The sequence below is a fragment of the Amycolatopsis heterodermiae genome (genome assembly GCF_034929455.1).
Lineage (GTDB): Bacteria > Actinomycetota > Actinomycetes > Mycobacteriales > Pseudonocardiaceae > Amycolatopsis > Amycolatopsis heterodermiae.
Genome location: NZ_JAYFSI010000002.1, coordinates 776409 through 802010, shown reverse-complemented (window position 1 = coordinate 802010; position 25602 = coordinate 776409). Strand labels below are relative to the sequence as shown.

30 protein-coding genes are annotated in these 25602 nt (G+C 72.1%); 16 read left to right on the top strand and 14 right to left on the bottom strand.

All coding sequences use genetic code 11. The features are described 5' to 3' along the window. Positions 1–44: 44 nt before the first annotated feature. Complete coding sequence (locus tag VA596_RS14030; RefSeq protein ID WP_323327000.1) at positions 45–839, top strand: IclR family transcriptional regulator; 795 nt, start codon at positions 45–47, stop codon at positions 837–839. Here the strand turns inward: VA596_RS14030 and VA596_RS14025 are convergent. Beyond that, the gene (locus VA596_RS14025) at positions 806–1762 is read right to left on the bottom strand and encodes a hypothetical protein (protein WP_323326999.1); all 957 of its coding nucleotides are present in this window, start codon (positions 1760–1762) and stop codon (positions 806–808) included. The two genes, VA596_RS14030 and VA596_RS14025, sit on opposite strands and share 34 nt — an antisense overlap. Positions 1763–1824: 62 nt before the next feature. Then, positions 1825–3204 carry an MFS transporter gene (locus VA596_RS14020; protein ID WP_323326997.1) on the bottom strand — a complete coding sequence of 460 codons (1380 nt, stop codon included), beginning with the start codon at positions 3202–3204 and terminating at the stop codon, positions 1825–1827. A 192-nt stretch (positions 3205–3396) separates the two neighbouring features. On the opposite strand from VA596_RS14020, the gene VA596_RS14015 reads away from it, so the two are divergent. The 8 genes from VA596_RS14015 to VA596_RS13980 all read left to right on the top strand — a co-directional run bounded on the left by VA596_RS14015 (position 3397) and on the right by VA596_RS13980 (position 10638). Continuing rightward, a complete protein-coding gene (locus VA596_RS14015; protein ID WP_323326995.1) occupies positions 3397–4287 on the top strand; it encodes a DUF6282 family protein in 891 nt (296 codons plus the stop codon). Between the two features lie 15 nt (positions 4288–4302). Beyond that, positions 4303–5169 (top strand): cupin domain-containing protein, encoded by an 867-nt coding sequence (locus tag VA596_RS14010; RefSeq protein WP_323326993.1) that lies wholly within the window; start codon positions 4303–4305, stop codon positions 5167–5169. Next, positions 5166–5936: an HpcH/HpaI aldolase family protein gene (locus VA596_RS14005; RefSeq protein ID WP_323326991.1), complete on the top strand. Its 771-nt coding sequence runs from the start codon at positions 5166–5168 to the stop codon at positions 5934–5936. Before VA596_RS14010 ends, VA596_RS14005 begins: the two co-directional genes overlap by 4 nt. Then, positions 5933–6778, top strand: coding sequence for an LLM class flavin-dependent oxidoreductase (locus VA596_RS14000; RefSeq protein ID WP_323326989.1), 846 nt, complete (start codon positions 5933–5935; stop codon positions 6776–6778). The genes VA596_RS14005 and VA596_RS14000 overlap by 4 nt, the downstream gene beginning before the upstream one ends. Then, positions 6778–7707, top strand: a complete 930-nt coding sequence (locus VA596_RS13995) for a beta-keto acid cleavage family enzyme (protein ID WP_323326988.1) — start codon at positions 6778–6780, stop codon at positions 7705–7707. Before VA596_RS14000 ends, VA596_RS13995 begins: the two co-directional genes overlap by 1 nt. Further along, the gene (locus VA596_RS13990; RefSeq protein ID WP_323326986.1) at positions 7704–8462 is read left to right on the top strand and encodes an SDR family NAD(P)-dependent oxidoreductase; all 759 of its coding nucleotides are present in this window, start codon (positions 7704–7706) and stop codon (positions 8460–8462) included. The genes VA596_RS13995 and VA596_RS13990 overlap by 4 nt, the downstream gene beginning before the upstream one ends. After that, positions 8455–9684 (top strand): iron-containing alcohol dehydrogenase, encoded by a 1230-nt coding sequence (locus tag VA596_RS13985; protein WP_323326984.1) that lies wholly within the window; start codon positions 8455–8457, stop codon positions 9682–9684. The genes VA596_RS13990 and VA596_RS13985 overlap by 8 nt, the downstream gene beginning before the upstream one ends. A 132-nt stretch (positions 9685–9816) precedes the next feature. After that, complete coding sequence (locus tag VA596_RS13980) at positions 9817–10638, top strand: CPBP family intramembrane glutamic endopeptidase (protein WP_323326982.1); 822 nt, start codon at positions 9817–9819, stop codon at positions 10636–10638. Here VA596_RS13980 and VA596_RS13975 read toward each other — a convergent pair. Then, positions 10622–11296: a response regulator transcription factor gene (locus VA596_RS13975; RefSeq protein ID WP_323326980.1), complete on the bottom strand. Its 675-nt coding sequence runs from the start codon at positions 11294–11296 to the stop codon at positions 10622–10624. The two genes, VA596_RS13980 and VA596_RS13975, sit on opposite strands and share 17 nt — an antisense overlap. Beyond that, positions 11293–12423 (bottom strand): sensor histidine kinase, encoded by a 1131-nt coding sequence (locus VA596_RS13970; RefSeq protein WP_323326978.1) that lies wholly within the window; start codon positions 12421–12423, stop codon positions 11293–11295. The genes VA596_RS13975 and VA596_RS13970 overlap by 4 nt, the downstream gene beginning before the upstream one ends. Positions 12424–12506: 83 nt before the next feature. Here VA596_RS13970 and VA596_RS13965 point away from each other — a divergent pair, with 83 nt between their 5' ends. Both VA596_RS13965 and VA596_RS13960 read left to right on the top strand, forming a co-directional pair. Next, on the top strand, positions 12507–13526 hold the full coding sequence (locus VA596_RS13965; RefSeq protein ID WP_323326976.1) for a methyltransferase: 1020 nt from the start codon (positions 12507–12509) through the stop codon (positions 13524–13526). Positions 13527–13703: 177 nt separating this feature from the next. Then, positions 13704–13832, top strand: coding sequence for a hypothetical protein (locus tag VA596_RS13960; protein ID WP_323326974.1), 129 nt, complete (start codon positions 13704–13706; stop codon positions 13830–13832). Here VA596_RS13960 and VA596_RS13955 read toward each other — a convergent pair. Together VA596_RS13955 and VA596_RS13950 are read right to left on the bottom strand one after the other, a co-directional pair. Next, positions 13829–14125, bottom strand: a complete 297-nt coding sequence (locus VA596_RS13955; protein WP_323326972.1) for a hypothetical protein — start codon at positions 14123–14125, stop codon at positions 13829–13831. The genes VA596_RS13960 and VA596_RS13955 overlap by 4 nt on opposite strands. Before the next feature lie 53 nt (positions 14126–14178). Continuing rightward, the gene (locus VA596_RS13950) at positions 14179–14442 is read right to left on the bottom strand and encodes a GlsB/YeaQ/YmgE family stress response membrane protein (protein ID WP_323326970.1); all 264 of its coding nucleotides are present in this window, start codon (positions 14440–14442) and stop codon (positions 14179–14181) included. Positions 14443–14566: 124 nt separating this feature from the next. Between VA596_RS13950 and VA596_RS13945 the strand changes: the two genes are divergently transcribed. Then, positions 14567–15283: a transporter substrate-binding domain-containing protein gene (locus tag VA596_RS13945; RefSeq protein WP_323326968.1), complete on the top strand. Its 717-nt coding sequence runs from the start codon at positions 14567–14569 to the stop codon at positions 15281–15283. Position 15284: 1 nt separating this feature from the next. Here the strand turns inward: VA596_RS13945 and sigJ are convergent, their stop codons facing one another. Further along, positions 15285–16139: an RNA polymerase sigma factor SigJ gene (gene sigJ / locus VA596_RS13940; protein WP_323327755.1), complete on the bottom strand. Its 855-nt coding sequence runs from the start codon at positions 16137–16139 to the stop codon at positions 15285–15287. Positions 16140–16239: 100 nt separating this feature from the next. Here sigJ and VA596_RS13935 point away from each other — a divergent pair, with 100 nt between their 5' ends. After that, positions 16240–16845 carry an LUD domain-containing protein gene (locus VA596_RS13935; protein WP_323326966.1) on the top strand — a complete coding sequence of 202 codons (606 nt, stop codon included), beginning with the start codon at positions 16240–16242 and terminating at the stop codon, positions 16843–16845. A gap of 51 nt (positions 16846–16896) precedes the next feature. Here VA596_RS13935 and VA596_RS13930 read toward each other — a convergent pair whose 3' ends face one another. Further along, positions 16897–17979 carry a Dyp-type peroxidase gene (locus tag VA596_RS13930; RefSeq protein ID WP_323326964.1) on the bottom strand — a complete coding sequence of 361 codons (1083 nt, stop codon included), beginning with the start codon at positions 17977–17979 and terminating at the stop codon, positions 16897–16899. A 50-nt stretch (positions 17980–18029) separates the two neighbouring features. Between VA596_RS13930 and VA596_RS13925 the strand changes: the two genes are divergently transcribed. Together VA596_RS13925 and VA596_RS13920 are read left to right on the top strand one after the other, a co-directional pair. Then, positions 18030–18803 carry an isocitrate lyase/PEP mutase family protein gene (locus VA596_RS13925; protein ID WP_323326962.1) on the top strand — a complete coding sequence of 258 codons (774 nt, stop codon included), beginning with the start codon at positions 18030–18032 and terminating at the stop codon, positions 18801–18803. A 73-nt stretch (positions 18804–18876) separates the two neighbouring features. Further along, positions 18877–19320 (top strand): SRPBCC family protein, encoded by a 444-nt coding sequence (locus VA596_RS13920; protein ID WP_323326960.1) that lies wholly within the window; start codon positions 18877–18879, stop codon positions 19318–19320. Positions 19321–19323: 3 nt separating this feature from the next. Here VA596_RS13920 and VA596_RS13915 read toward each other — a convergent pair whose 3' ends face one another. The 3 genes from VA596_RS13915 to VA596_RS13905 all read right to left on the bottom strand — a co-directional run bounded on the left by VA596_RS13915 (position 19324) and on the right by VA596_RS13905 (position 22744). Continuing rightward, positions 19324–20493, bottom strand: a complete 1170-nt coding sequence (locus VA596_RS13915; protein ID WP_323326959.1) for an LLM class flavin-dependent oxidoreductase — start codon at positions 20491–20493, stop codon at positions 19324–19326. A 95-nt stretch (positions 20494–20588) separates the two neighbouring features. Continuing rightward, positions 20589–22148, bottom strand: a complete 1560-nt coding sequence (locus tag VA596_RS13910; protein ID WP_323326957.1) for a carboxylesterase/lipase family protein — start codon at positions 22146–22148, stop codon at positions 20589–20591. Further along, the gene (locus VA596_RS13905; protein ID WP_323326955.1) at positions 22145–22744 is read right to left on the bottom strand and encodes a TetR/AcrR family transcriptional regulator; all 600 of its coding nucleotides are present in this window, start codon (positions 22742–22744) and stop codon (positions 22145–22147) included. The genes VA596_RS13910 and VA596_RS13905 overlap by 4 nt, the downstream gene beginning before the upstream one ends. A 287-nt stretch (positions 22745–23031) precedes the next feature. Between VA596_RS13905 and VA596_RS13900 the strand changes: the two genes are divergently transcribed. Next, a complete protein-coding gene (locus VA596_RS13900; protein WP_323326953.1) occupies positions 23032–23337 on the top strand; it encodes a hypothetical protein in 306 nt (101 codons plus the stop codon). A gap of 150 nt (positions 23338–23487) precedes the next feature. Here VA596_RS13900 and VA596_RS13895 read toward each other — a convergent pair whose 3' ends face one another. From VA596_RS13895 to VA596_RS13885, 3 genes are all read right to left on the bottom strand, one after another. Then, on the bottom strand, positions 23488–24036 hold the full coding sequence (locus tag VA596_RS13895; RefSeq protein WP_323327754.1) for a hypothetical protein: 549 nt from the start codon (positions 24034–24036) through the stop codon (positions 23488–23490). Positions 24037–24128: 92 nt separating this feature from the next. Beyond that, entirely contained in the window at positions 24129–25253 is a 1125-nt protein-coding gene (locus VA596_RS13890) for a hypothetical protein (protein WP_323326951.1), read from the bottom strand. Further along, a complete protein-coding gene (locus VA596_RS13885) occupies positions 25250–25588 on the bottom strand; it encodes a hypothetical protein (RefSeq protein ID WP_323326949.1) in 339 nt (112 codons plus the stop codon). Before VA596_RS13885 ends, VA596_RS13890 begins: the two co-directional genes overlap by 4 nt. Between the last annotated feature and the right edge of the window lie 14 nt (positions 25589–25602).

Here is a 25602-nt window from a genome sequence, read left to right as displayed (position 1 = left end):
ACAGCCGTTTCACGCTCTCGACCAGTGCTCGCCGGAGGCTCCCCGTGACCAAACCGACCCGGTCGCCGGAGGCCTCGCGCGCCGATCAGGCGGACATCCAGGCGGTGAGCCGGGTCAGCCAGATCCTGGCCCTGTTCGACCCGGCGACGCCGGAGGTGACGGCCGGCCAGATCGCCGAACGGCTCGGGCTCAACCGCACCACCGCGTACCGGTACTGCACGTCCCTGGTCGCGGCCGGCCTGCTCGAGCGCAGCGCCGAGGGCGGGTACGTGCCCGGTGGCCTGCTGCTGCAGCTGGGCGCGTTCGCCATCGGCCACCGCCGGGTCGTCAACCTCGCCCCGCGGCACATGCAGGCCCTTTCGCGGGCGACGCAGACCAGCGTCGTGCTCAGCCTGTGGGGCCTCACCGGCCCGGTGGTGTCCCGGGTGGAGGAGAACGTCTCGACGATCGTCGTCGTGTCCGTGCGGGTCGGCAGCCACCTGCCGCTGGACACCGCGCAGAGCAAGGTCTTCCTGGCCTACCACGCCGACCAGCTGTCGATGGAACGCCTGATGGCGAACCTGTCCGGCTCGGCGCGCGACGAGCTGCGCGAAGACGTCGAGCGCGTGCGCGAAGTGGGCCACTGCTCCGCGATGAGCACGCCCGGCGTGGTCGCGGTGGCCGCGCCGGTGTTCGACGAGTACGGCATCTGCGCCACGATCGCCATCGTCGGCCCGGACAACACGCTGTCCATGTCGGACGACGCCCCCGAGCTGCGGGTGGTGGCCGAAACGGCTCGCGAGCTGACCCACGAGCTGGGTGGCCACTACCGCCCGGACGACCTCAGCCGCGCCGTGTAGGGCAACCAGGCGGGCGGGCGCACCGGCGGGACCTCCGCGTACTCCCGCGCCCCGGCCAGCGCGCTGCCCACGAACTCCGCCAGGTCCAGGCCTTCGAGCCCGGCCACCAGCTCCGCGATCACCCCGGGACCCTCGATCCACAGCGCCGTGACGACCTCGACGGCCGACGCGCCCGAAGCCAGGAACCGCAGCACGTCGTCGGCGGTGCGGGCGCCGTTGGTGCCGATCAGGGGCACGCCGGGGCCCAGCGCCAGGCGCGTCTTGCTCACCCAGTACAGGCTCATCGGCAGGCACCCCGGCGCACTCCACGCGCCCCACGAGCCGAGGACCGCGCCGCCGTCGAGGTCGGGCAGGAAACCCGGGTAACGGCCGACCAGCCCGACGGCGTCCGCGCCCGCCGACCGGGCGGCGCGGGCGAGCGCGACGACGTCCGAAGCCTGCCCCGGCAGCTTGACGAACAGCGGCACGTCGACGGCGTCCCGCACGGTTCGCACCGCTTCGCCCACCGCGTCCACTTCGGTCAGCTGACGCACCGCGTGCGCCTCGCGGCCGTGCGGGGCACCGATGTTCAGCTCCACCGCGGGCACCACGGTCGCCATCGCCCGGCCGATCCGGGCGGCCGCCGACGGCTCCCCGAGGGTGATGCTGCCGATCACCGGACAGCCCCGCGGGGCGCCATGAGCCACGCCGTCGGAAAGGACCGCGAGCCACTCGTCCAGGTCCACCTGGGCCAGGCCGGAGCGGTTCAGCAGGCCGTCGCCGAGCCGCGCGGCGCCCGGTGGCCGGACCGCGCCACCGGGCGAGACGAACGCGTAGTCCGCGATGTCCAGCTGCCGCCGGGCTGCGGCGCTCTCGTTCACGGACTTCGCCACCACCGCCCCGGCCCCCGCGTCGATGCAGGCGAACAGCCCGTCGCGGGTCATGGTCAGCTCGGACGAGCCGACCCAGACCGGGTTGGCGGTGGCGAGGCCACCGATCCGTCCGATCAGGACAGTGCCGGGATCGTGCTGTCGTCGCCCATGTCGACGTCCTTGGTCTCCGGGCCGAGGAAGCCGCCGAGGCTGATCAGCACGCCGGCGAGGGCGATGAGCACCGCCGGGGCCAGGTGCGCGGGCATGACGCCGTCGAACCGCTGCAGGTAGAACTGGTAGAACGCCGGGGCGATGAGCGCGAGGCTGTAGCCGACGCCGTAGCCGGTGGAGCGGATGCTCGCCGGGAACCGTTCGGTCAGGTAGGCCGCGATCGGGCCGAACGTGCCGACGGTGAAGATCCCGATCAGGACACCCCAGCCGAGCGCCGCGCCGAAGCCGCCGTTCGACGCCATCAGCAGCGTGTAGGACCCGGCGCCGATCACCAGCACCGCCAGGCCGTACCCGATGTAGAACCGCCTTCGCCCGATGCGCTGGGACAGCAGCCCGAACAGCGGGTACGACAGCGCCGCGGCGGCGTTGATCACGAGCATCGTCATCGTGACCTCCTTGCTGGAGAGCAGGAGGTGCGACTTCAGCTGCGCGGGCGTCACGGCGGCTTCCATGTTGGTCGCCAGCCAGGTGCCGGTCATCAGCACGAACACCTGCGCCAGCGCCCGCGGGTACTTCACCAGCAGCCGGACGAACGGCATCTTGTGCTTCTCGCCGGTCAGCTCCGGCGGCGTCTCGTGCACGTTCTTGAGGTAGTAGCGGAACAGCACGGCCGCCAGCGCCGCGCCGACGAAGAACGGGATCCGCCAGCCCCACTGCACGTAGGCGCTGTGCAGGCCGACGGACGGCAGCAGCTGCAGCATCAGCAGCGTGATCGCGGCGATCACGGCGTACGCGGCGGGCGAGGTCGACGTGATGATCGAGGCGTAGAGGCCGCGCTTGTGCTTCGGGCTCCACTCCATCGCGAGCGGCACCGCGGTCGTGTACTCGCCGCCGAGGAAGATCCCGTCGACGAACCGCAGGCCGATGAGCAGGCCGACCGACCACACGCCGATCGTCTCGTGGCCGGGCAGGCACGCGGTCAGCAGCGTGATGGCCCCGAAGCCGCCGACGGCGACCAGGGTCGTGCGCTTGCGCCCGACGGTGTCGGCGAAGTGCCCGAAGATGATCGCGCCGAGCGGGCGGCCGATGAGCGTGGACGCGAACACGAGCGACGCGAGCAGCGCCGTCGTGCTCGCGCTGAGGTTGGCCGCCTGGAAGTACGCCGTCGCCGGTGCGAGCACCACGATCGGCAGGTAGATGTCGAACTGGTCGACGAAGTAGGCAAGGGTCCCGCCACGGACGGCGGCGCGCACCTTGGCGCTGTCCGGGCCGTGCGGGACGCGGGGGCTGACGTCGTCCAAGGCCGTCGATCGCGGCTCTGCGGCGGGTGGCGGTACGGACATCGTCGTCCTCCGAGGGCTCTGGCTACTCGCAGCGCGTGGGTGACCACACCGGGTGCAATCCGAACTGCGAGTTCACGAAGTGAACAACGGATACCGTAAACACGAGATCCTCGCCGCACAAGAGGGTCCCCAGGGTTGACATGCGGTCTTATAGTGAACTTTGAATTCACAATGCGAACGAAGGGCGGCCTCATGAGCCAGCGTCCCGCCATCACCTCCGTCCTGGACGGCCTGGTCGACATGCACGTCCACTCCGGGCCCAGCCCGTTCCCCCGGCGGTTCGACCACGTCGAGGCCGCGCAGGACGGGGCCCGGATCGGGATGCGCGCGATGGTCGCGAAGTCCCACCACCACAACACCCAGATGGACGTCCTCGCGATGAAGGGGCGCCTCGAAGGCGTCGCCGCCGAGGTCTACGGCGGGATCGCGCTCAACAGCACCGTCGGCGGGCTCAACGTGCACGCCGTGCGCATGTGCCTGCGGATGGGCGGCAAGGTCGTCTGGTTCCCGACGATCTCGTCGGGCCGGCACATCGACTGCCACCCCGAGGACGGCGCCTTCCCGACCACCACCGTGCCGCTGACGCTCGAGCGCATCGACATCGTCGACGAGAGCGGCGAGCTGAAGCCCGCGACGATCGAGATCCTCGAGGAGATCAAGGAGCAGGGCGCCGTCCTCAACGGCGGGCACATGTACCCCGAGTACATCAAGACGCTCTTCACCGCGGCGAAGGAACGCGGCATGAAGCGGATGGTGGTCAGCCACCCCGACTTCGTGATCGGCGCCGACCCCGAGCTGTGCCGCGAGCTGATCGAGCTCGGCGCGTTCGTCGAGCACGAGGTCGGCATGTACGACCCCGAGGGCACCCAGAAGTGGGACCCGAAGCAGCTGCTGACCTGGGTCGAGACGCTCGGTCCGGAGCACATCGTGCTGGCCTCGGACTTCGGCCAGAAGGCCAACCCCAAGCCGGTGGACGCGTGGATGCGCGTCGGCGAGGCGCTGCTCGACCTCGGCCTGCCGGAGAAGGACCTGCGGCGCATGGTCCGCGACAACCCGGCCTACCTGCTCGACCTCGACGCCTGAGCGAAAGGACTCACCGTGTACGAAAAGGACGATCCCCGGTCCGCACTCGCGACCGCGGCGCGACCGGACAACGGCGCCGCGATCACCGCCGCGCAGTACCTCGACCTGCACGAGAACGAGGTCGTGCGCGCGCAGAACGTCATCCTGATCCACACCGAGGCCCACTCCGGTGACGACCTCGACAACGGGTACCTCGAAGGCGAGCTGGCGATCGTCGTCACCGGCGCCTCCCCCGCGTTCACCCTCTTCACCGACGACGGCGCCACCCGGATCGCCGAACCCGGGCTCGTCGTCGCCCCGCCCGGCGCGTCCCGGATCAGCGTCGAAGGCGACGGACCGCTGATCCGCCTGGTCGAGGCGACCGAACGCGACTGGCGCACCCGGCCGGCCAACGCCGCCGCCTACGCCGAAAACCACCCGCGCGTCACGCTCTTGCAGCGGTGGCCGGAACCGGCCGGTGGCAATCGCGTCCGGTTCTACCCGCTGTCGGAGATCCCGCAGGACCCGAAGCGGTTCGGGCGCATCTTCCGCACCCGGGCGTTCATGGTGAACTTCCTGCCCGAGCAGGACGGCCCGCGCGACCCGCACAAGCTCTCGCCGCACCACCACGACGACTTCGAGCAGCTTTCCCTGGCCGTGCAGGGAGAGTACGTCCACCACATCCGCACGCCCTGGCTCAACGACCGCACCACCTGGCGCGAGGACGAGCACGTCCGGATCGGCAGCCCGTCGGTCACGGTCATCCCGCCGCCCACCGTGCACACCTCCGAGGCGAGCGACCCCGGCGTCAACCAGCTGATCGACATCTTCAGCCCGCCGCGGGCAGACTTTTCCGAGAAACCGGGCTGGGTCCTGAACGCCGACGACTACCCGATGCCGTGAGCGGGCGCACCGGTGCCGGGCTGTTCGACCGCCCGGCCACTCCCCTGGGCACCTGGCTGAAGATCGCCTCGGGCGAGCCGGTCGAGATCATGGCGTACGCCGGGTTCGACTTCGTCGTGATCGACCTGGAGCACGCCCCGCTCGACCTGCAGACCGCGTACCGGCTGATCAACTCGGCCGCCGCTCTCGGCGTCGTCCCCATCGTGCGGGTGCCGGACACGACGGCGTCGACCATCCAGAAGATCCTCGACGCGGGCGCCATGGGCATCCTCGTGCCGCACGTCGACACGGTGGAGCAGGCGGCCGCCGTCGGGCGCGCGTGCCGGTTCCCGCCGCACGGCGTCCGCGGCGCCGGCGGCACCAGCCGCGCCGGGGCGTGGGGCCTGCGGCCGAACGCCGAGTACCTCGCCACCGGCAACGACGACGTCCTCTGCATCCCGCAGCTGGAGAGCGTCGAGGCGATCAAGGCCGCGCCGGAGATCCTGGCCCTGGACACCGTGGACGCGGTGTTCGTCGGCGCCGCGGACCTGTCGATGTCGATGGGGTCGACCCCGGCCTCCCCCGACGTGCTCGACCTGATCCGCTCGGCGATCGAGGCCGCGCACGCGGCGGGCAAGCGGTGCGGGCTCGCGTTCGGCGGGGTGCCGGAGAAGGCCGCGCAGGCGGTGCGCGACGGCTGCGACTTCGTCCTGCTCAGCAACGACACGACGATGCTCGCCGAGGCCGCGCGGAACCTGGTGAAGGCGTTCCGGGAAGCCGACGGATGACGCTTTCCCTACCGCACAAGGCGTTGTCGATCGCCGAGCTGGACGACCTCGACCACGACGGCGTCGCCGCGTTCGTGCGCGGGCTCGAAGAAGCCGGGCACCGGATGGTCTGGATCCCCGAGGTCGCCGGGCGTGAGGCGTTCACGACCGCGGCCCTGGTGCTCCAGTCCACCAAGGAGCTGATCGTCGGCAACGGCGTCGCGCGCGCTCTCGAACGCGTGCCGAAGTCGGCGGCGTCCGCGGCGCGCGACCTCGCCGAGGGGTACCCCGGCCGGTACGTGCTGGGCCTCGGGGTGAGCGGCGCGGTCCGCGAACGCGGGGTCGGACCGCTGCCGTTCCTCCGCGACTATCTCGACGGCGTCGAGGCGACGCTGCCCCGGGCCGTGCCGCGCGTGCTCGGCGCGTACTCCGAAGGGATCACGCGGCTGGCCGCCGAGCGGGCCGACGGGCTGCTCACGTTCCTCGTCACGCCCGAGCACACCCGCTGGGCGCGCGAGACGATCGGGCCGGACCTGTTCCTGTCGGTCGTCCAGTGGGCGGTGGTCGGCCGTTCGCGAGCGGCGGCCCGGGACGTCGCCCGCGAACGTCTCGCCTACTACCTGACCCTGCCGCACCAGCTCGCCAAGCTGACGCGGCTCGGGTTCACCGAGGCCGACCTCACGCCACCGGGGTCCGACCGGCTGCTCGACGCGCTCGTCGCGTACGGCACGCCGGACCAGGTGCGCGAGTCCCTGCGGCAGCAGTACGACGCGGGCGCGACACAGGTCGCGATCAGCCTGGTCGGCCCGCTGGACGACGCCAAACTCGACGCCTACCGAGCACTCGCCGAAGAGGAGAACTGATGCGGGCAGCGGAAAAAGTCATCATCACCACCGCGATCACCGGGTCGGTCAACATCCCGTCCCAGAGCCCCTACCTGCCGCTGTCCGCCGCCGAGGTGAGCAAGGCGGCGCTCGAGGCGATCGCCGCCGGTTCGGCCGTCGTGCACCTGCACGCCCGGCACCCGGACGGACGGCCCGCGTTCGAGCCGGAGGTGTTCGACGAGATCCTCGAGCCGATCACCGCGGAGACCGACGCCGTCATCAACATCACCACCGGCGGCGCGTCGTCGATGACCATGGACCAGCGGCTCGCGGCGGCCCACCACGTGCGGCCCGAGCTCGCGTCGATGAACATGGGGTCGATGAACTTCGTCTACTCGGGCATCGCCGACAAGGTCACCGAGTGGAAGCACGACTGGGAGAAGCCCTACGTGCTCAACACCTACTCCCACCCGTTCGTGAACACCTTTGACAAGATCGAGCACACCCTGCGCACACTCGGCGCGGCCGGCACCCGGTTCGAGTACGAGTGTTACGACATCGGGCACCTGTACTCGCTCGCCCACTTCGTCGAGAAGGGCCTGGCGAAGCCGCCGCTGCTGATCCAGGGGGTGTTCGGCGTCCTCGGCGGCATCGGCGCCGACCACGCGAACCTGGAGCACATGGTGCGGATCGCCGACAAGCTCTTCGGCGACGACTACCAGTTCTCGGCGTTCGCGGCCGGGCGCGACCAGCTGGCGTTCGGCACGCACAGCGCGTGGCTCGGCGGGCACGTGCGGGTGGGTCTCGAAGACAGCCTGTGGATCGGCAAGGGCAAGCTCGCGGAGAGCAACGCCCAGCAGGTGCGGAAGATCCGGGCCGTCGTCGAGGACATGGGCAAGCAGATCGCCACCCCGGACGAGGCGCGGGCGATGCTCGCGCTTCGCGGCGCCACTAAGGAGAACTCATGAGCACCCCCCTGCTCGCGGGCAAGGTCGTCCTCGTCGTCGGCGCCAGCTCGGGCATCGGCGCCGAGGCCGCGCGCGTCTTCGCGGAGGACGGCGCCTCGGTGATGCTGGTCGCCCGCACCGAAGAACCGCTTGCGGCCCTGGCGAAAGACCTCGACGCGGCCGGCCACGACGTCGCGTACACGACCGGTGACGTCTCGGACGGGGCGAGCGTGGCCGCCTTCGTCGACGCGACGGTCGCCAAGTTCGGCCGGCTCGACGGGGCGTACAACAACGCCGCGATGGGCCAGGGCGGCCGGCTCGACACCGTGTCCGAAGCGGACTTCGACCGGATCATGGCGGTGAACGTCAAGGGCACCTGGCTCTGCCTGCGCGAAGAAGTGCGGGTGATGGAGGCGCAGGGGTTCGGCGCGATCGTCAACGTGAGCAGCATCGGCGGCCTGCGCGGCAGCTCCGGCATGGGTGCCTACCAGGCCAGCAAGCACGCGGTCATCGGCCTGACCCGCACCGCCGCGCACGACTTCGGCCCGCTCGGGATCCGCGTGAACGTCATCGCCCCGGGCCCGACCGAGTCCCCGATGCTGGACGAGCTGCGCCGCACCATCCCGGGCGGCGTGGAAGCCCGGATCGCTGCGACGCCGTTGCGCAAAGCGGGCACCGGAGCCGAGGCCGGCGCCACGGCGGCGTTCCTGCTCAGCGACCGGGCGAGCCACCTCAGCGGCGTCGTCCTCCCGGTGGACGGCGGGTTCCTTGCCTGAGCTGCCCGACTTGCCCGGCACCCTGCGGCTGCCGGCGCGGGTGCACTTCGGGTACGGCGCCCGCGCCCAGCTGCCCGAGATCGTCGCCGGGCACGGCACGCGGGTGCTCGCCGTCGTCGACCCGTTCCTCGAAACCACCCCGCATTTCGCCGCCGTCCTCGGCGCCCTGGGCACCGCCGGGCTCGACGTGCGGACGTACTCCGAGATCACGCCGGAGCTGCCCGTCGGCACGCTGACCGCGGGCGCCGCCGTCGCGCGGGACCACCGCGCCGAAGTCGTCCTCGCGATCGGCGGCGGCAGCGCGCTCGACGCGGCCAAGCTGATCGCGCTGCTCGCCGTGCACGACGGCCCGCTCGCCCGGTTCTACGGCGAGAACCTCGTGCCGGGCCCGGTCGTCCCGGTGGTCGCGGTGCCGACGACGGCGGGCACCGGGTCGGAGGTGACGCCGGTGGCCGTGGTGTCCGACCCGGACCGCGAGCTGAAGGTCGGCATCTCCAGCCCGTTCCTGGTGCCGGCCGCCGCCGTCGTCGATCCGGAGCTGACGCTGGGCGCGCCGGCGAGCGTGACGGCGTTCTCCGGCATCGACGCGCTCGTGCACGCGGCCGAGTCGTACACCGCCCGGCCGCTGCCCCTCGGCTGGTCCGCGCCGCTCCCGGTGTTCACCGGGCGCAACGCCCTCACCGAGCCGATCGCCTTGCAGGCCGCGGAAAGGCTCGGTCCGTGGCTGCCTGCCGTCGTCCGGTCACCGGGCGACCGGGACGCCCGGCGTGAGGTTGCATTGGGCGCCCTGCTGGCCGGGATCGCCTTCGGCTCGACGGGGACGCACCTGTGCCACGCGATCCAGTACCCGATCGGCGCGCTGACCAAGACCCCGCACGGGCTCGGCACCGGCTTGCTGCTCCCTTACGTGCTCGACGTACTCCGCGCCGAGGTGGCCGAACGAATAGCGCGGCTCGGCGCCGCGGTGGAAGGGATCCCGGAGCGGGACGCCTCGGCGGAGAGGACGGTCGCCCGCGTCGCCGGGATCAACCGGGCGATCGGCGTGCCCGCCACGCTCGCCGAGATCGGCATCGGCCGCGACCAGCTGCCGCAGATCGCCGACCTGGCCCTGAAGTCGGCGCGGCTGCTGGCGATCGCCCCGGTCCAGCCGACGCGGGAGCTGCTGCTGGACATCCTCGGGCGCGCACACGCCGGTGCCCTCGACGATCGGAGCGCGGCGTGAAATCCCAGGTCAAGGCCTTCTTGTCCCCCTGAGGAGCTACACCGGCTGTCCGTCACGGAGTGATGTGGCACCACCCGCCGCGCTCGTAATCTCGCCGTACTCCACAACGAAGTCCGGCGAGAGGAACCCCCGATGACCACGCCCACCGAGCGGAAGCCCCGGCTGCAGCGCTTCCGGTTCCCCGTCCTGCTCGTCGCCACCGCCGTGCTGCTGGTCGCGGCCCGCGGGCTGGACGCGCTCGTGTCGGGCGTGCCGATCCTGCGCCTCTTCGTCGGGATCGGCGCGGCCGCGGGGGCCGTCTTCGCCTACAAGTGGGTGACCCGGCGGGTCGAGAACCGGGACGAGATCACGGAACTGGCCACCACCGGGCGCTGGGGCGGCCTCGGCCGCGGCGCGCTCATCGGCGGCGCCGCGTTCGTCGCGACCATGCTGCTGTCGATCGTCTTCACCCACGCCGACATCGGCGGCGGCTCGTTCTGGGCCTGCCTGGGTGTCGCCGGCTCGATGGCGTCGGTGGCCGTGACCGAGGAACTGCTGTTCCGCGGCGTGCTCCACCGCATCCTCGAGCAGCGCGCGGGCAGTGTCATCGCCATCGTCGTGTCGTCGCTGTTCTTCGGCCTGACGCACCTGATCAACGGCAACGCCACGCTCTGGGGCACCCTGGCCATCGCCGTCGAGGGCGGCACGATGCTGGCCGTCGCCTACACCGCCACGCGGTCGCTGTGGGTGCCGATCGGCCTGCACTTCGCCTGGAACTGGCTGCAGGGCGGCGTGTTCGGCACCGCGGTCTCCGGCGCCGAGAGCGAACCCGGCCTGCTGCGCACCGTCCTTTCCGGACCGGACGCGCTCACCGGCGGCTCGTTCGGCCCGGAGGCCGGGCTGTTCGCGCTGGTGTGCTGCCTGGCGGTGACGGCGCTGCTACTCCGCCGCGCCAAGCTCATCCCCCGGCGCTGACCAGACCGCTCCGGTAGGCCAGCACCACGGCCTGCACCCGGTCCCGCAGGTCGAGCTTGGTCAGGATCCGGGAGACGTACGTCTTCACCGTCTCCACGCTGAGCACCAGTTCGGCCGCGATCTCCGCGTTCGAGAGCCCGCCGGCGATCAGCTTCAGCACCTCCAGCTCCCGTCGCGCGAGCCCCTCCAGCGGGCCGTCGGCGGGAGCTGCCGGTTTGATCCGGTCGGCGTACCGGCCGATCAGCGTCCGGGTCACCGCCGGCGCGAGCAGCGACTCGCCGCGCGCGATCGTGCGGACGCCTTCGACCAGCTCGTCCAGGGGCGCGTCCTTGAGCAGGAACCCGCTCGCCCCGGCCCGCAGCGCGTCGTAGACGTACTGGTCGACGTTGAACGTGGTGACGACCAGGACCTTCGCCGGGTTCTCGGCACCGGGACCGGCGACGCGGCGGGTCACCTCGATCCCGTCCAGCAGCGGCATCTGGATGTCCATCACGACGACGTCCGGGCGCAGCCGCCCGACCTCGGCGAGCGCCTCGTGGCCGTTCCCGGCCTGGCCCACCACCTCGAGGTCCGGCTGGGCGCCCAGGACGGTCACGTACCCCGCGCGGATGAGCTCCTGGTCCTCGCAGATCAGGACCCGGATCGGGCCGTCGGTCATCCGTCGCTCCTCAAGGGAATTTCTGCGCTGACCAGGAAACCGTCTTCCGACGGGCCCGCGGTGAACCGGCCGCCGAGCGCGTCGACCCGGTCGCGCAGCCCGCCCAGCCCGCGGCCCCCGGAGCCGAGCGCGCCGGCCTCGGTCACCGGGCCCTCGGTGGCCACCTCGATGGCGAGGAGGTCGACGCGGTAGCCGACCCGCACCGCCGCGGGACGCCCGGCGGCGTACTTGGCCGCGTTGGTCAGCGCCTCCTGCACGATCCGGTACGCGGTGAGCTCGGTTTCCGCCGGCAGTGCCGGGCGTTCGCCCTCTTCGACGAGCTCGATCACCCGGCCCGGCTGCTCGACGAGGTTCCGCAGCGCGGCCAGGCCCGGCGTGCGCGCGCCGGTCGCTTCGAGGACCCCGAGCAGGAACCGCAGTTCGGTGAGGGCGTCGCGGCCCGAGCCGGTGATGGTGGTGAGCACCTCGGGGACCCGCTCGGACGGCAGGTACCGGGCGGCGTCGGCCTGCACCACCATGGCCGTCACGTGGTGGGTCACGACGTCGTGCAGCTCGCGGGCCAGCCGCGCCCGCTCGTCCGCCGCCGCGGCCCGCGCGGTGAGCCGCCGCCGCTCGGCCTCCTGGCGCCGCCGCTGCCGGACCAGGGAACCCAGCAACCAGAACAGAACCAGCACCACGTAGTAGACGACGTAGACCGGCAGCTCCGACGGGGATCCGCGCAGGGCCAGCAGGATCGCGAAAACGACGTACCCGATCGACGCGATCGCGGGCAGCGCCCGGCGCCACCGTTCCTCGTGGGCTCCGGCCGAATAGAGCGCGAAATACAAGGCGAGACTGCCGATCGACGGCGAATACGCGAGTACTTCGTGGGCCCCGAAACAGATTCCGCTGATCGTGAGCGCCACCGAGGGCCACCGGCTGCGCACCGCCAGCGGGAGCGTCTGCCCGAGCACCAGCAGGACCGCGGCGAAACCGCCGTCGTGCCGCGGCAGGTCGCCGAACTGCGCACCCAGCATCCCGAGACCCGGCACGAACGCGGCCACCGTCACGGCGACGGCGAGCCCCCGGTCCCGGGCCTCGAGGGTGACGCGGGCCCACCGGTTCCGCAGACGCCCCAGCTTCGGCATGGCGGGGAGCCTAGCGAGGCCCGGCTTCCCTCCGGCGGCCCCGGCCGGAAAGGTGGGCACCGACGACGACCGAGGGAGGGCGCATGACCGGCACCCCGTCCGCCTGGCAGCTCCTGGCGCCGGTGATCGACCTGGTCACCCCGCTGGCCGTCCGGGCGGCGGCCAGCCTCGGCGTGGCCGACCACCTGGCGGACGGCCCGGTCCCGGTGGCCGAGCTGGCCCGCCGCTGCGAAGCCGATCCCGACGCCCTCGGCCGGCTGCTGCGGCACCTCGCCTGCCACGGCGTGTTCACCGAGCCGGCGCCCGGCACGTTCGGCACGAACGAGCTCGCGTCGCTGCTGCGGTCCGGCCACCCGGCCGGGATGCGGGCCGGCCTCGACCTGGCGGGCTTCGGCGGGCAGATGGACCTGGCGTTCACCGGCCTGCTGCACACGCTGCGCACCGGCGGGCCCGCCTGGGAGACGGTCTTCGGCGCCCCGTTCTGGGAGTACCTGGCCGCGAACCCGGCGATGGGTGCCTCGTTCGACGCGACCATGGCCGCGGGCACGGACTACGCGGCCGACCTGGCCGCGGGGTACGACTGGTCCGGCGCCCGGCACGTCGTGGACGTCGGCGGCGGCACGGGCGAGCTGCTGGCCGCCGTGCTGACGGCGCACCCCGGGCTGCGCGGCACGCTGGTCGACCTCCCCGCAACCGTGCGGCGCGGCCGGGACCACCTGGCCGCCCGGGGCCTCGGCGACCGCTGCGACGTCGCCGGCCAGAGCTTCTTCGACCCGCTGCCGTCCGGCGGGGACGTCTACGTGCTGAGCAGCGTCCTGCACGACTGGGCCGACCGGGACGCGACCACGATCCTGCGCCGGTGCGCCGAAGCGGCCGGACGCGACGGCCGCGTGCTGCTCACCCAGGAGCACGGCACCGAAGGGGCCGACCGGGCGGAGATGGACCTGCGGATGCTCGTGCTGTGCGGCGGCCGCGAGCGCGGCCTCGACGACTACACCGCGCTGGCGGCCGAAGCCGGGCTGACCGTGGCCGCCGTCCACACGACCCCGCTGGGCCAAGTCCTCATCGCCTGCGCCCCGGTTCCGGGGACGCATCTTTCCTAGCGAAAGCTCCGTCCCGAGGGCCCGGGAGCGTCACTTTCGCTAGGAAAGATGCGTTCCGGGAGCCGCCCTCGCTGATGGTCTTCACCCGGTCGGGGGACCTGCGTTTTGCCAGGCCGGGGGCCGGGTAGCCACGCCTCGGCCGGACGCGGAACGCGTCCCCCGGAGAAGGAGCGGTTCGTGGTCGTTCTCGGCATCACTCTCGGCGCGGGCGGACTGGTTCTCGGGGTCGGCGTGCTCTTCCTGCTCGGCCTCGTGCTCCTCGTCGCCGGGCTGATGTTCCGCCTGCTCGCCAAAGAGGCGTTCTAACCGTCCCAGGGACGGCCCGCGAGCAGGTTCGTCACCCAACGCACCGCCAGCCGGCAGAGCGCCGCTTCCGGGCCGCGCCGGTGGGCCACCACGACGTCGTCGTGCCAGAGCATCAGGGCGGTCGCGCCGCCGGCGGTCGGGGTCAGCCCGACCACCCAGCGCCGTCCGTGCGCCTCGACCGTGCGCTCGGCGGTGGTCCACCGCTTCCGCACCACGGTGACCGTCCAGGCCCGCATCGTCGCGAGCTCGGCCACCGAGGCCGGTTCACGCCGCTGCGCGGTTCGTTCGTCCACACTGGTCACTCTCGCACACCGCACGCCGGTTTCCGGCTGGATGCGCGCCGCGGTCAGTCGCGGCGGCCGCCGGTGATCAGGCGGTAGCCGACCAGGAGGATCAGCGAGCCGAGGATGGCCAGGCCCCACGTCCGCAGGTCGAAGAACGTGCCCAGCTCGGTGTGGAAGAGGGTCTTGCCGACCCAGCCGCCGACGAACGCGCCGGCGACGCCGAGCAGGATCGTGATGATGCAGCCGCCGGGGTCCTTGCCCGGCATGAGGATCTTCGCGATCACACCGGCGATGAGCCCCAGCACGATCCAGCCGATGATGCCCACGGCCTCCGCCTTTCCTCGACGCTTCACCCAGCCGGGACAGGATGGCAGCCGCGCGCCGGGGTGGCGCGCCGAGCGAGGTCGACGTGACCTGGATCTCATCCGGCCCGTCGCTAGGGTCGTGATCATGGGTAAGCCGATCACCGAAGACCTCGCCCCGGCCGGCGTCCTGCGCGCCTCGATCAACCTCGGCAACGCCGTCCTCGCGCAGGGCACCCCGGACGCGCCGGCCGGCGTCACGGTCGACATCGCGCGCGAAGTCGCCGCACGGCTGGGCGTCCCGGTCGAGTTCGCCTGTTTCGACGCCGCCCGGAAGTCGTTCGAGGCCTTGACCTCCGGCGCCGCCGACCTCTGCTTCCTCGCGATCGACCCGGCCCGCGCGGCCGAGGTCGCTTTCACCGCACCGTATGTCGTCATCGAGGGCGTGTACGTCGTGCCGCGCGACGCGTCGTTCACCACCCCGGCCGACGTCGACCGGCCGGACGTCCGGATCGGCGTCAAGCAGGGCTCCGCCTACGACCTGTTCCTCTCCCGCACCCTGCGGCACGCCACCGTCGTGCGCGGCGACGAAGGCGTGACGACCTTCGAAACCCAGGGCCTCGAGGCGGCGGCCGGGATCCGGCAGCCGATGGCCGCCTACGCCGCCGACCACCCCGAAACCCGGGTCATCCCCGAGCGCTTCATGGAGATCCAGCAGGCCGTCGGCACGGCGAAGGGCCGCCGCCCCGAGACCGTCGCGTTCCTGCACGACCTCGTCGAGGAGCTGAAGGCGAGCGGCTTCGTCGCCGAGTCGCTGCGCCGGGCGAACCAGCCGGACGCGGCGGTCGCTCCCCCGGCTCGGTGACTCAGGCCGCGGTCCAGGCGCGGAGCTTCTCCGGATTGCGCACCGCCCAGAGGTGCTTGATGCGGTCACCCTCGACGTGGAACGCGATCACCGTCTCGACGACGCCGTCGCGCTGCGAGACCAGGCCGGGCCGCCCGTTGACCGTGGTCTCCCGGAAGGTCATGCCGGGCAGCACGCCCAGGATCCGGACGCAGGCCAGCGCCACGGCTTCCCCGCCGCGCATCGGCTCGAGCCGGGCGTTCACCAGGCCACCGCCGTCGGCGGTCGCGGTGACGCCGGGGTCGAGCAGGCCGACGAGGGCGGCGATGTCCTGGGCCTCCCAGGCCGCCTTGAAGTCCCGGACGATGCCCGCCTGCCGGGCCGTCGGGGTCACGACCGGCGCCCGCGACGCCCGGAGCCGGCGGCGCGCCGAGGAGGCCAGCTGACGGCAGGCCGCCGTCGTGCGGCCGACGATCCCGGCCACTTCGGCGAACGGGTAGCGGTAGACGTCGTGCAGGACGAACGCCACCCGCTCGGCCGGGGTCATCGCCTCGAGCACCACGAGGAAGGCCATGTCGACCGACTCGTCGAGGGTGACCCGGTCGGCCGGGTCGGCACACTCGGCCGTCCCGGGCAGCGGCTCCGGGATCCACTCCCCCACGTACGACTCCCGCCGCACCCGTGCCGAGCCGAGGTGGGTGAGGCAGATCCGGCCGGCGACCGTCGTCAGCCAGGCCCCGGGTGACGCGATCGCGTCCCGGCCCGCCTCGGACAGGGCGTACCAGCGGGCGTAGGTCTCCTGGACGACGTCCTCGGCGTCGGTCAGCGAGCCGAGCAGCCGGTAGGCGAGGTTGGTCAGCTGCCGCCGTTCGCTCATGATCGGGTCGGATCGGGTCACGTCGCCTCACATTCCGGGGTGCCGCTCGGTCGAACCTCTGACGAACGCACCGGCCCCGGTGTGACCGACAGGAGGAACCATGACCGAGTTCACCGACGCCGCCCCCGCGGAAAGCCTGGAGCGGGCGGCCACCGCGCTGAAGGAGCACGGCTTCGGCGTCGAGATCCTCGACGACGCCGCGGCCGCGCGCGACCGGGTCGGCGAGCTGATCCCGGACGGCGCGAGCGTGTTCACCTCGGCCAGCGAGACGACCCGGCTGTCCGGCATCGAGGAGGACCTCAACGGCAGGCGGTACGAGGCCGTCAAGCCCCGCGTCCTGGCGATGGATCGCGCCACCCGGGCCGACGACATCCGGCGGCTGGTCGCCACGCCCGACTTCGTGGTGGGCAGCGTCGCGGCGGTCACCGAGACCGGTTCGCTGGTCGTCGCCTCGGGCAGCGGCAGCCAGATCCCCGCCTACGGCGGCGGCGCGGGCCGCGCGATCTGGGTCGTCGGGGCGCAGAAGGTGGTCCCGGACATGGCCACGGCGTTGCGCCGCCTGGAAGAGCACGCCCTGCCGCTGGAAAGCGCCCGCGCCCAAGCGGTCTACGGCCAGCCGAGCGCGATCAACCGCCTGCTGGTGCTGAACGCGGAGGCGCCAGGGCGCGTGACCGTCCTGCTGCTGCGCGAGGCCATCGGCTTCTAGCCACCGGGCGACGTGCTGCCGTCCGGCAGCCCGTGCTGGACCGCTACGGCCTCACCCTCGAAACCAGCTGACGCCCGCCGACGGCTCGGCGGTCTCCCGCAGGCCGCCGATGCCGAGCGAGTCGTCGGGCTCGGCCACCCGCTCCGGCTCTTCCTCGGCCGGGGCCGGCTCTTCTTCCTTCGCCGCCGGGGCCTCCTCGGGCGGGTCCTCCAGGAAGTCCGCCGTCGGCACGTAGAACAGCGCACCGGTGTGGGGTGTCGAGAAGTCCAGGATGCGGTCGTGGTTCCCGGGCGGCGACCCGACGAACATGTTCTCCAGCATCCGTTCGATCACCACGGGCGACTTCGCGTAGCCGATGAAGTACGTGCCGAACTCGCCGTAAGCCGGGCGGCCGAAGGGCATGTTGTCCCGCACGATGTCGAGCTCGTTGCCCTCGTCGTCGGTGACGACGTTGAGCGCGATGTGGGAGTCGGCGGGCTTTTCCGCGTCCGGAAGCTCCACATCGGACAGTTTGCGCCGCCCGATCACCAGCTCCTGCTCCTCGGTGGACAGCGCGTTCCACGCCGTCATGTCGTGGAGGTACTTCTGGACGACGACGTAGCTGCCGCCGTCGAAGGCGCCGTCGTCGTCGACGTACACGGCTTCGCGCGCAGCGCGGCCAGTCGGGTTCTCGGTGCCGTCGACGAAGCCGAGCACGTCGCGCGCGTCGAAGTAGCGGAAGCCCTGCACCTCGTCGACGACGGTGACCGCACCGGCGAGCCGCGCCATGATCAGCGTCTCCAGCTCGAAGCACAGGTCCATCCGGTCGGCCCGGATGTGGAACAGCAGGTCGGCCTCGGTCGTGACGCTTGCGTGGCGGTCGCCCTTGAACACCGGCAGCTCGTGCAGCTCGGCCGGGCGCGGGCCGCCGTAGATCCGGTCCCACGCGGCCGAGCCGATCCCGACGAGGCACGAAAGGCCGCCGGTGAGCGACCGGAACCCGACCGAACGCCGCAGCCCGGGCAGGTCCGGCAGGAAGTCCGCGACGACACCCTCGGCGCCGCTGTCGATCCGCACGAGCAGGAAGGTCGCGGCGCGGGTGAGAGGTCCGGCGATCTCGTCGGGGTCACCCGGCGAGGCGGCTTTCGAAGGCATTCGCGACGATAGCATTCGCCCGGCACGCGCCCGTTCCCTAGATTGGGGACATGACTTCCACCGCCGACAAGGCCAAGCGCTTGCAGGAGCTGCACGCCGCTCCGGAACTGCTGCTCGTCGTCAACGTCTGGGACGCGATCACCGCGAAGGTCGTCGCCGAGACGCCGGGCACGCAGGCCCTCGCCACCCCGAGCCACGGCATCGCCGCCTCCCGCGGCTACCCGGACGGCGAAAAGATCCCGCGCGACGAGATGATCGCCGAGGTCGCCCTGATCGTGCGGAACGCGGGCGACCTGCCGGTCACCGCCGACCTCGAAGCCGGCTACGGCGACCCGGGCGGCACCGTCGCCCGCGCCATCGAAGCCGGCGCCGTCGGCTGCAACCTCGAAGACCAGCTGAAGCCGCTCGCCGATTCGGTCAAGGCCGTCGAGGCCGCCGTCGCGGCCGCGCAGTCGGCGGGCGTCGACTTCGTCCTCAACGCCCGCACCGACGCGTTCATCAAGATCGCCGACCAGGAGGAGGCCCTGAACGAGGCGATCACCCGCGGCCGCGCCTACCTCGACGCGGGCGCGTCCAACTTCTTCGCCCCCGGCAAGCTCGACGAAACCCAGGTCGGCCGCCTGGTCGAGGCGCTGGGCGAGCGCAAGGTCAACCTGATCGGCATCCCCGGCTCGATCCCCCTGGCCACCGCCCAGAAGCTCGGCGTCTCCCGGGTCTCGTACGGCCCGTGGAGCCAGAACGTCGCCCTGACCGCACTGGCCAAGCTGGCCGAAGACGTCTACGCCGGCGGCGGCCTGCCCGCCGACACCCGCAAGCTGAACTGACGCGGGCACCCACTCTCGTTGTTTACAGTCACTGAAGTGATACGGTGACTGTAAACAACGAGAGGACACCGCCGTGAGCGAGTTCGAGATCGTCCAGGAGTACCCGCACCCCCGTGACCGCGTGTGGCGGGCGCTGACCGACCCGGCCGTGGTCCCCCGGTGGACGTCCACCGGACAGGGTGGCCGCCCCGAGGGGTTCGTCCCCGAGGTCGGCACGCGGTTCCGGTTCGTCGGCAAGCCCGTCCCGGGCTGGGACGGCGTCGTCCGCTGCGAGGTTCTCGCCGCCGACGCGCCCTCCTTGCTGCGCTTCACCTGGCGCAACAAGGAAACCGACGAACCGAGCTTCGTCACCTACCGCCTCGAGGACACCGCCGCGGGCACCCGCTTCACCTACTCGCACACCGGTTTCCGCGGGGTCGGCGGGCTGGTCATGTCCCGTCTGCTGCAGCGGGTCCGCCGCCGGATGCTGGCCGAGGGCCTGCCGCCGGTGCTCGACGACCTCGGCGCCGCCGCCTGACGCTCACGCCAGGTCCGGGATCAGCTCGCCGATCAGGCGGATGCTCTTCAGCACCTTGTCGTGCGGGATGCCGCCGATCTGCTGCAGGCACATCATCCGGTCGATGCCGAGGTCGGCGTAGGCGCGCAGCTTCTTGCGGCAGGTCTCCGGGCTGCCGACGATCAGCGAGTCCTGCGCGCTCAGCACCGTGAAGACCTCGTCGTCGGGCACGGCCTCCCCCTGCAGGATCCGGGCGATCAGCAGGTTCGCCTCGGTCGGGGCGTCCCGCGCCTCGCCGCGCAGGAAGTCACCCGTGAGGCCGCCGCCGTCCGGGGCCGCCACCAGCTCCTCCTGGCGGGCGTTCAGGCGGACGAACTCGGTCGCCGCCTCGAAGAACGTCAACGCCGTCACGGTGTACCAGGCCGCGGCCGCGGCGGCACCGTTGTGCATCGCCTCCTCGTCGGTGTCCGCGCAGTGGACGAACGTGAAGAACCCGACCTGGTCGTTGACGAAAGCGCCGACCGGGTCGGCACACTGCGCGGCCGCCGCCCGGTAGAGCTCGATCAGCCGGCCGGCGCGTTCCAGCGACTGCCACATCGTCGTGCCCAGCACCCCGACGCCGCGGCGCCCGGCCTCCTCGAACGAGGCCGGGCTCGCGGCGGCCTGCCACAGCGGCGGATGGGGCCGCTGCAGGGGTTTCGGCCCGATCGCGACGTCGTCGACGCGGTAGGCGGCACCCTCGTGGGAGAACCGTTCGGAGGTCCACATCCGCGGGATCATCTCGAACGCCTCCTGCGTCTGGGCGCGAGCCTCGTCCGGCTCGATGCCGAACAGGCGCCACTCCGGGATCGTCGAGCGGGTCAGCCCGAGCTCGACGCGGCCGCCGCTGAGGTGGTCGAGCGTCGCCGCGCGTTCGGCGACGCGGATCGGGTGGTTGAACCGGCCCGGCGCGAGCACCGCGGAGTGCCCGAGCCGGATCCGGCTGGTGCGCTGGGAAAGCGCCGCCAGCATCAGCTCCGGCGCCGACGACAGGCTGAACTCGCCCGCGCCGTGGTGCTCGACCTGCCACCAGCACCCGTAGCCCAGTTCGTCGGCGAGCACGGCCTGGTCGATCGCCTGGCGGAACCTGAGCTGCTCGTGGCCTTCGGGCCACGGCCGGGGGTTCTGGATCTCGTTGAACAGGTCGATCTGCATCCACGGCCTCCGTCGGGTCGGCTCCTCGAAGCACTGAGAAGTCAGTCCCGCAGAGCGACCGGGTCGTTACGCAGGTCGCACGTTCGGCTCAATACCTACGGCTTTCGCAGCCAGAACCCGCAGTGGTGGTCGGATCCGGTGTCGACGGGCGTGCTGCCCGCCGCGGTCAGGCTCAGGACTGTCGCCGACGTGGCGGTTCCGGCGACGGCACCCGGTGGGGTTCCGGTACGGGCGAAGCCGCTCCAGAGGTCGATCATCCGCTCGCCGAGCCGGGCCTGCGCGGCGTCGCCGAGCAGGTTCTTGCCGCCGAGGTCGAACAGGTAGGGCGTGTCGGTGGCGTGCGCGGCGCCCTGGGCCATGCCGGGCACGGTGACCTGGCTGACGTTGGGTGCGTGGGCCTCGGCGAACTCGTACGGGAACACCTTCGTCGAGCGGGCGAGGGCCTGGTTGCCCGCCAGGGTGGGGCAGCTCCACGCCGAGTCGGTGACCACGGTCGACCACGCCTCGACGGCCGTCGGGTAGCGCTGGATCGGGTACTCCTGGAGGACCTCCATGGCGACCGGGTCGCCGTAGGCCGTCCGCGCGAGGTTCGTGTAGGTCGCCTCGGTGATCGCCGACGGGTCGGCCATCGCCGCGCCACCCATGAACGACCGGGCTTCGTCGTGGTTGCCGCCCGAAAGCACCGGGACGCGGGCGATCCGGCCGGCACGGACCGCGTCCGGCGGGTTCTCCGGCAGCAGGTCGGTGCCGTAGGCCAGGTGGTCCGAGAACGCCGCGTTCAGCGGCAGCAGCTTGTCGACGGGGAGCTTTCGCAGGCACGGCAACGCATCCGCGCCGGTGCACCCGAGCTGCTTCGCGGCCGCGACGCCGTCCGCCTGGTCGGTGGCGAGCGACGTGTAGGGCGTCTGCGCGGGAGTGCCGGGGAACAGCCCGCCCGCGGGCCAGTTCAGGAAGCAGGACCCGGACGAGATCGCGACGCGCTCGACCAGCCCGGCGGCGCGTGGCGACGTCAGCAGCGCGCACGCCGACATGCCGCCCGCGGACTCGCCGAAGACGGTGAGGTTGCCCGGGTCGCCGCCGAAGGCCGCGGCGTTGTCCTTCGCCCACTGGGTGGCGGCGAGCTGGTCGGCGAAGCCGAAGTTGCCCGAGCCGGCGAGGCCGGGCAGCCCGAGGTAGCCGAAGACACCGAGCCGGTAGTTGACGGTCACCACGACGACCCGGCCACGGGAGGCCAGGCGCTGGGCGTCGTAGTCGGCGCCGGATCCGCTGGTGTAGCCGCCGCCGTGCCACCACACCATGACCGGCAGCCGCTCGCCCGGCCGCTGGTCGCGCGGGGTCGTGACGTTGAGGAACAGGCAGTCCTCGGACGTCCCGGCGGTCTGCGTCCCCTGGGAGCACCGGGCGCCCGGGTGGGTCGCGTCGGCGACGCCGTCCTGGGCCGGCACGGGTTGCGGGGCGCTCCAGCGCCGCTCCCCCGTCGGCGCGAGCGCGTACCGGACGCCGAGGAACTCGCGCGCCGAGGCGGTGGCGAGGCCGTGCACCTGGCCGGTGGTGGTGCCGACGGTCAGCGACGGCTCCTCGGGTGCCCGGCTCGAACAAGCGGCCAGGACCAGCAGCGCGGCCAAGCCGCCGGCGATCCGGGTCAGGGCGGTCATCCGGTCTCCTTTCGGGTCGCCGCGTCGAACGTGCGGACCAGTTCGTCCCGTACCCGCGCGGCGGTGGCGGGCGTGCGGTCGGCGGTGACCCGGACCAGGGCGGCGTCGAGCGCGGCGCGGATCGTGCCGGCCATGGTTTCGACGTCGAGGTCCCGGAACTCGCCGGCTTCGACGCCGGCGCGCAGCAGCGCGCCTACGTCGTCCATCTCGGTGCGGTGGTGCGATGTGCCGTCGCGCGCTTGAGCGGAGAAGACGGCGCTCAGCGCGGCCAGGTGCCGCGGGTAGGCGGCGTAGAACTCGACACTGCCGCCGACGAAGGCGAGCAGGCTCGCCCTCGGCGACCCGGCTTCGACGACCTGCGGCCCCAGTTCGGCCCCGGCGAGCGCGTAGACGGTCCGGACGACCTCGGCGATCAGGTCCGCCCGGTCCCGGAAGTGGTAGGTGAGCACCCCGCGGCTGACGCCGGCCGCCCGCGCGATCCGGACGGTGGACGCGGCGGCGTACCCGTCGCGGGCGAGCACGTCGATCGCCGCGTCCACCAGCTGCGCCCGGCGCGCGGTGTGGACGGCCGACTCACTGCTCCGTTCGGGGGCCACACTGGGAGGTAGCCGGTGGCGGCGGCTTTTAAACAGTCCTGTTCAGAGTGACGGACTTGAGACGCGGAATCCGTAGGCCATCACCCGTTACGGTGAAAAATCCCGCCACGCGCCTCGTCTAATTGCGCAATGAGCCAGAGCCTGTACCGCCTAGTGGGCGACAGCGACAGTCTTTCGGGTACACCACGTCCCGGACTGATCATCCGTACGCCGTCGTCTGCGACACTTTGGAGCTAATGGGCGGGGACGCAGCGTAGCGACCGCCGGAGGCGCAGGGTGGAGGACTGATGACCACGCACCACCGGCAAGCGGGCTTGCGGGCCTGGACCCACCGCCCGCGGCACGCCCGCCGCTCGACGTTCGGCATCTCGCCGGTCCTGGTCGTCGCCGCGACGGTGCTGCTGCTCGCCGACACCGCCCTCGGCGTCACCGTGGTGATCCTGGCGTTCGCGACGCTGGGCGTGCTGTGGACGCTGCGGCTCCCACTGCGCCGGGCGGCCCGCGACCTGGACGCGATCCTCACCGAAGAGCTGGGACCCCGCCACCGCCGCGGCGCAGTGTCGTTCGGCGAACTCGCTCCCGAGCACCGCTGAGTCTCGCGGTCCTCCGAGCACCCGGTCCAACGGCTACACCGCCAAGTGCGGCGTGCACGACACCCAACGGCTCAACGGACCTCCGCAGATGCTCCCCGCCGGGGCCGCGCGGCGGGAACCGGAACACCGAACCGTGACCCCGCTCCCGAGCTACTCCGGCCGCCCGTCCCAGTGCACGACGCCCGACGGCTCGACGAACTTCCGCAGGTGCTGATCCTCGCCACGGCCGTGCAGCGAAAACCGGAACACCGAACCGTCCGGCCAGGTCAGCGTCCGCTTCGCGAACCTGACCGACGGCGCCTGCGGTTCCCTGGCCTGCCAGGCGATCCGCGGCGGGGGCGCGTCGGCCGGGTCGGCGAACGTCGAGCCCGTGTCCACCAGCGCGACGCCTCCCGGGGAGAACACGATCCACGGCCCCCTCAGCGACCGCAGGCTGTCGGCCGGTTCGAGCGCCAGCGCGTTCGCCGGGCCCGACACGGCCACCTCCCGCTGGAACGGGCGCCCCGCGGCGCCGCCGTTGGCCAGGAGGAAGACGTACATCACCGCGCGGCCGATGCCGCGCAGGATCGTCCAGAAGAACCGGCGGACGCGCCGCGTTCCCTCGACCGTGCCGTCCTCGCGCCGCCCGGGCACGTCGAAGCCGAGGTCGGTGTCCCCGAGCCGCAGCACGATCACCGGCTCACGCCACTGGTCGCGCATCAGCGTCTCGACGCGTTCCCGGAACCCGGGACGCACCTGGGCGTCGGCCGACCAGCGCTCGACGCGGTCGCCGAACGCGGCCGCCCGCTCGTCTAGATGTCGAGGTCCTTGCGGGTGTCCTCCGGGCTCCGGTCCCCGCCGATCTCGCTCTTGTCGAACCACGGTTCGTCCCCCTCGGGCGTGACAGCTTCCTTGCCTTCGGCGAAGGCACCCTTGGCCGCGCCGATGCCCGCCTTGACGCCGGCTCCGGCGAGCAGCGGGCCGGCGCCGGCCGCGCCGCCGAACATCGTCGTGAGCACCCGGTTGCTGGGCTGGAAGCCCTGGGCGGCCGCGCCGAACCCGAACTTGGTCTGGCCGGGCATCACGCCGATCCGCAGCTTGGTCGTGAAGTCCACGAGCTTCGTCGAGTACTTCGCCATGAACTCGATGAAGGTGTCGAGCAGCTTGCCGAACTTGCCCAGGTAACCGGTGACCTTCTTCAGGACGCTGGCGGCCTTGGCGATCGACGCGGTCATCGCGGCGGCGACCGAGCTGCCGAAGCTGATCACCGACGCGGCCAGCGCGGGCAGCCAGAGCGTGATCAGCCAGGACACCAGCTCGGTGATGATCCCCTTGATCACCTCTTCGATGACCACCATGACCATCGACCACATCTGCAGCACCTCGGCCACCGAGCCGGCGGCCGAGCCGACACCGCGGATGCCCGAGGAGAAGTCGCCGAGAGCTTCCTTCGCGGCGTTGCCGGCGTCGTCCACCCACTCGGCCAGCGCCGTGTCGCCGGTCTTCTCGAAGTCCTCGGCGAGCGCGACGAAGCCCTGCGCGATGGTGACGAAGTTCTCCGACGCGTGCCCGATGGCCGGGCCGTCGCCGGTGACCTGGTGCAGCGCGTCCTGCAGCGGCTGGACCAGCTCGAGCAGCATGTTCAGGCCGTGGCTGACGAGCCAGCCGATCGGGTCCATGGCGAAGGTGACCATGTCGCCGGCCGCGGCCCCGACGAACTTCGCGCCGTCGCCGACCAGCGCGCCGCCCGCGGAGGCCAGGTCGCCGACGTTGTCGGCCTGGGCCGCCTGCTGGGCGTGCTCGCCGATGGACTTGCCCGCCTTGTAGGCCGTGCCCGCCACCGGCACGTACCCGGCCGCGCGGTCGAGGTTCGCGCCGGTGCTCTCGTCGTAGGGCTGGACGTCCAGCGCGTCGGCGATGCTCTTGTGCTCGGTCATTTGCCCTGCTCCCCGACCGCGTCGATCTCCGCCTCGTACCGGCCGAACGTGATCACGCCGGCGTCTTCCATGCCCTGGTACATCTCCGCGGCCTTGGCCAGCTTGGTGGTGAACCCGTCCACGCCGTCCTTCAGGTCGGTCAGCAGCGAGCGCAGTTCGCCGAGGCGGTCGGTGTAGCCCTGCTTCGCGAAAAGGCCGATGAGCCCCCAGGCCTCGTCGGTCACGTCGGCGGCGTCGATCTTGGCGCCGAACTTGTCCGCTTCCTGCTCGTAGAACGGCAGTTGCTTGGCGTACGCGGAGATCGCGCCGATGTTCGTCTGGATTCCTTCTGGCATCGCGTGAGCTCTCT

Coding starts and splice junctions, on each gene's coding strand:
- VA596_RS13945 (WP_323326968.1), top strand. CDS start 14,567: ATGGGTAAGCCGATCACCGAAGACCTCGCCCCGGCCGGCGTCCTGCGC.
- VA596_RS13930 (WP_323326964.1), bottom strand. CDS start 17,979: ATGCCTTCGAAAGCCGCCTCGCCGGGTGACCCCGACGAGATCGCCGGA.
- VA596_RS13895 (WP_323327754.1), bottom strand. CDS start 24,036: ATGCGCGACCAGTGGCGTGAGCCGGTGATCGTGCTGCGGCTCGGGGAC.
- VA596_RS13925 (WP_323326962.1), top strand. CDS start 18,030: ATGACTTCCACCGCCGACAAGGCCAAGCGCTTGCAGGAGCTGCACGCC.
- VA596_RS14015 (WP_323326995.1), top strand. CDS start 3,397: ATGAGCCAGCGTCCCGCCATCACCTCCGTCCTGGACGGCCTGGTCGAC.
- VA596_RS13970 (WP_323326978.1), bottom strand. CDS start 12,423: ATGCCGAAGCTGGGGCGTCTGCGGAACCGGTGGGCCCGCGTCACCCTC.
- VA596_RS13900 (WP_323326953.1), top strand. CDS start 23,032: ATGACCACGCACCACCGGCAAGCGGGCTTGCGGGCCTGGACCCACCGC.
- VA596_RS13910 (WP_323326957.1), bottom strand. CDS start 22,148: ATGACCGCCCTGACCCGGATCGCCGGCGGCTTGGCCGCGCTGCTGGTC.
- VA596_RS13965 (WP_323326976.1), top strand. CDS start 12,507: ATGACCGGCACCCCGTCCGCCTGGCAGCTCCTGGCGCCGGTGATCGAC.
- VA596_RS13915 (WP_323326959.1), bottom strand. CDS start 20,493: ATGCAGATCGACCTGTTCAACGAGATCCAGAACCCCCGGCCGTGGCCC.
- VA596_RS14020 (WP_323326997.1), bottom strand. CDS start 3,204: ATGTCCGTACCGCCACCCGCCGCAGAGCCGCGATCGACGGCCTTGGAC.
- VA596_RS14025 (WP_323326999.1), bottom strand. CDS start 1,762: ATGACCCGCGACGGGCTGTTCGCCTGCATCGACGCGGGGGCCGGGGCG.
- VA596_RS13980 (WP_323326982.1), top strand. CDS start 9,817: ATGACCACGCCCACCGAGCGGAAGCCCCGGCTGCAGCGCTTCCGGTTC.
- VA596_RS13990 (WP_323326986.1), top strand. CDS start 7,704: ATGAGCACCCCCCTGCTCGCGGGCAAGGTCGTCCTCGTCGTCGGCGCC.
- VA596_RS13935 (WP_323326966.1), top strand. CDS start 16,240: ATGACCGAGTTCACCGACGCCGCCCCCGCGGAAAGCCTGGAGCGGGCG.
- VA596_RS13890 (WP_323326951.1), bottom strand. CDS start 25,253: ATGACCGAGCACAAGAGCATCGCCGACGCGCTGGACGTCCAGCCCTAC.
- VA596_RS14000 (WP_323326989.1), top strand. CDS start 5,933: ATGACGCTTTCCCTACCGCACAAGGCGTTGTCGATCGCCGAGCTGGAC.
- VA596_RS13975 (WP_323326980.1), bottom strand. CDS start 11,296: ATGACCGACGGCCCGATCCGGGTCCTGATCTGCGAGGACCAGGAGCTC.
- VA596_RS13885 (WP_323326949.1), bottom strand. CDS start 25,588: ATGCCAGAAGGAATCCAGACGAACATCGGCGCGATCTCCGCGTACGCC.
- VA596_RS13995 (WP_323326988.1), top strand. CDS start 6,778: ATGCGGGCAGCGGAAAAAGTCATCATCACCACCGCGATCACCGGGTCG.
- sigJ (WP_323327755.1), bottom strand. CDS start 16,139: ATGAGCGAACGGCGGCAGCTGACCAACCTCGCCTACCGGCTGCTCGGC.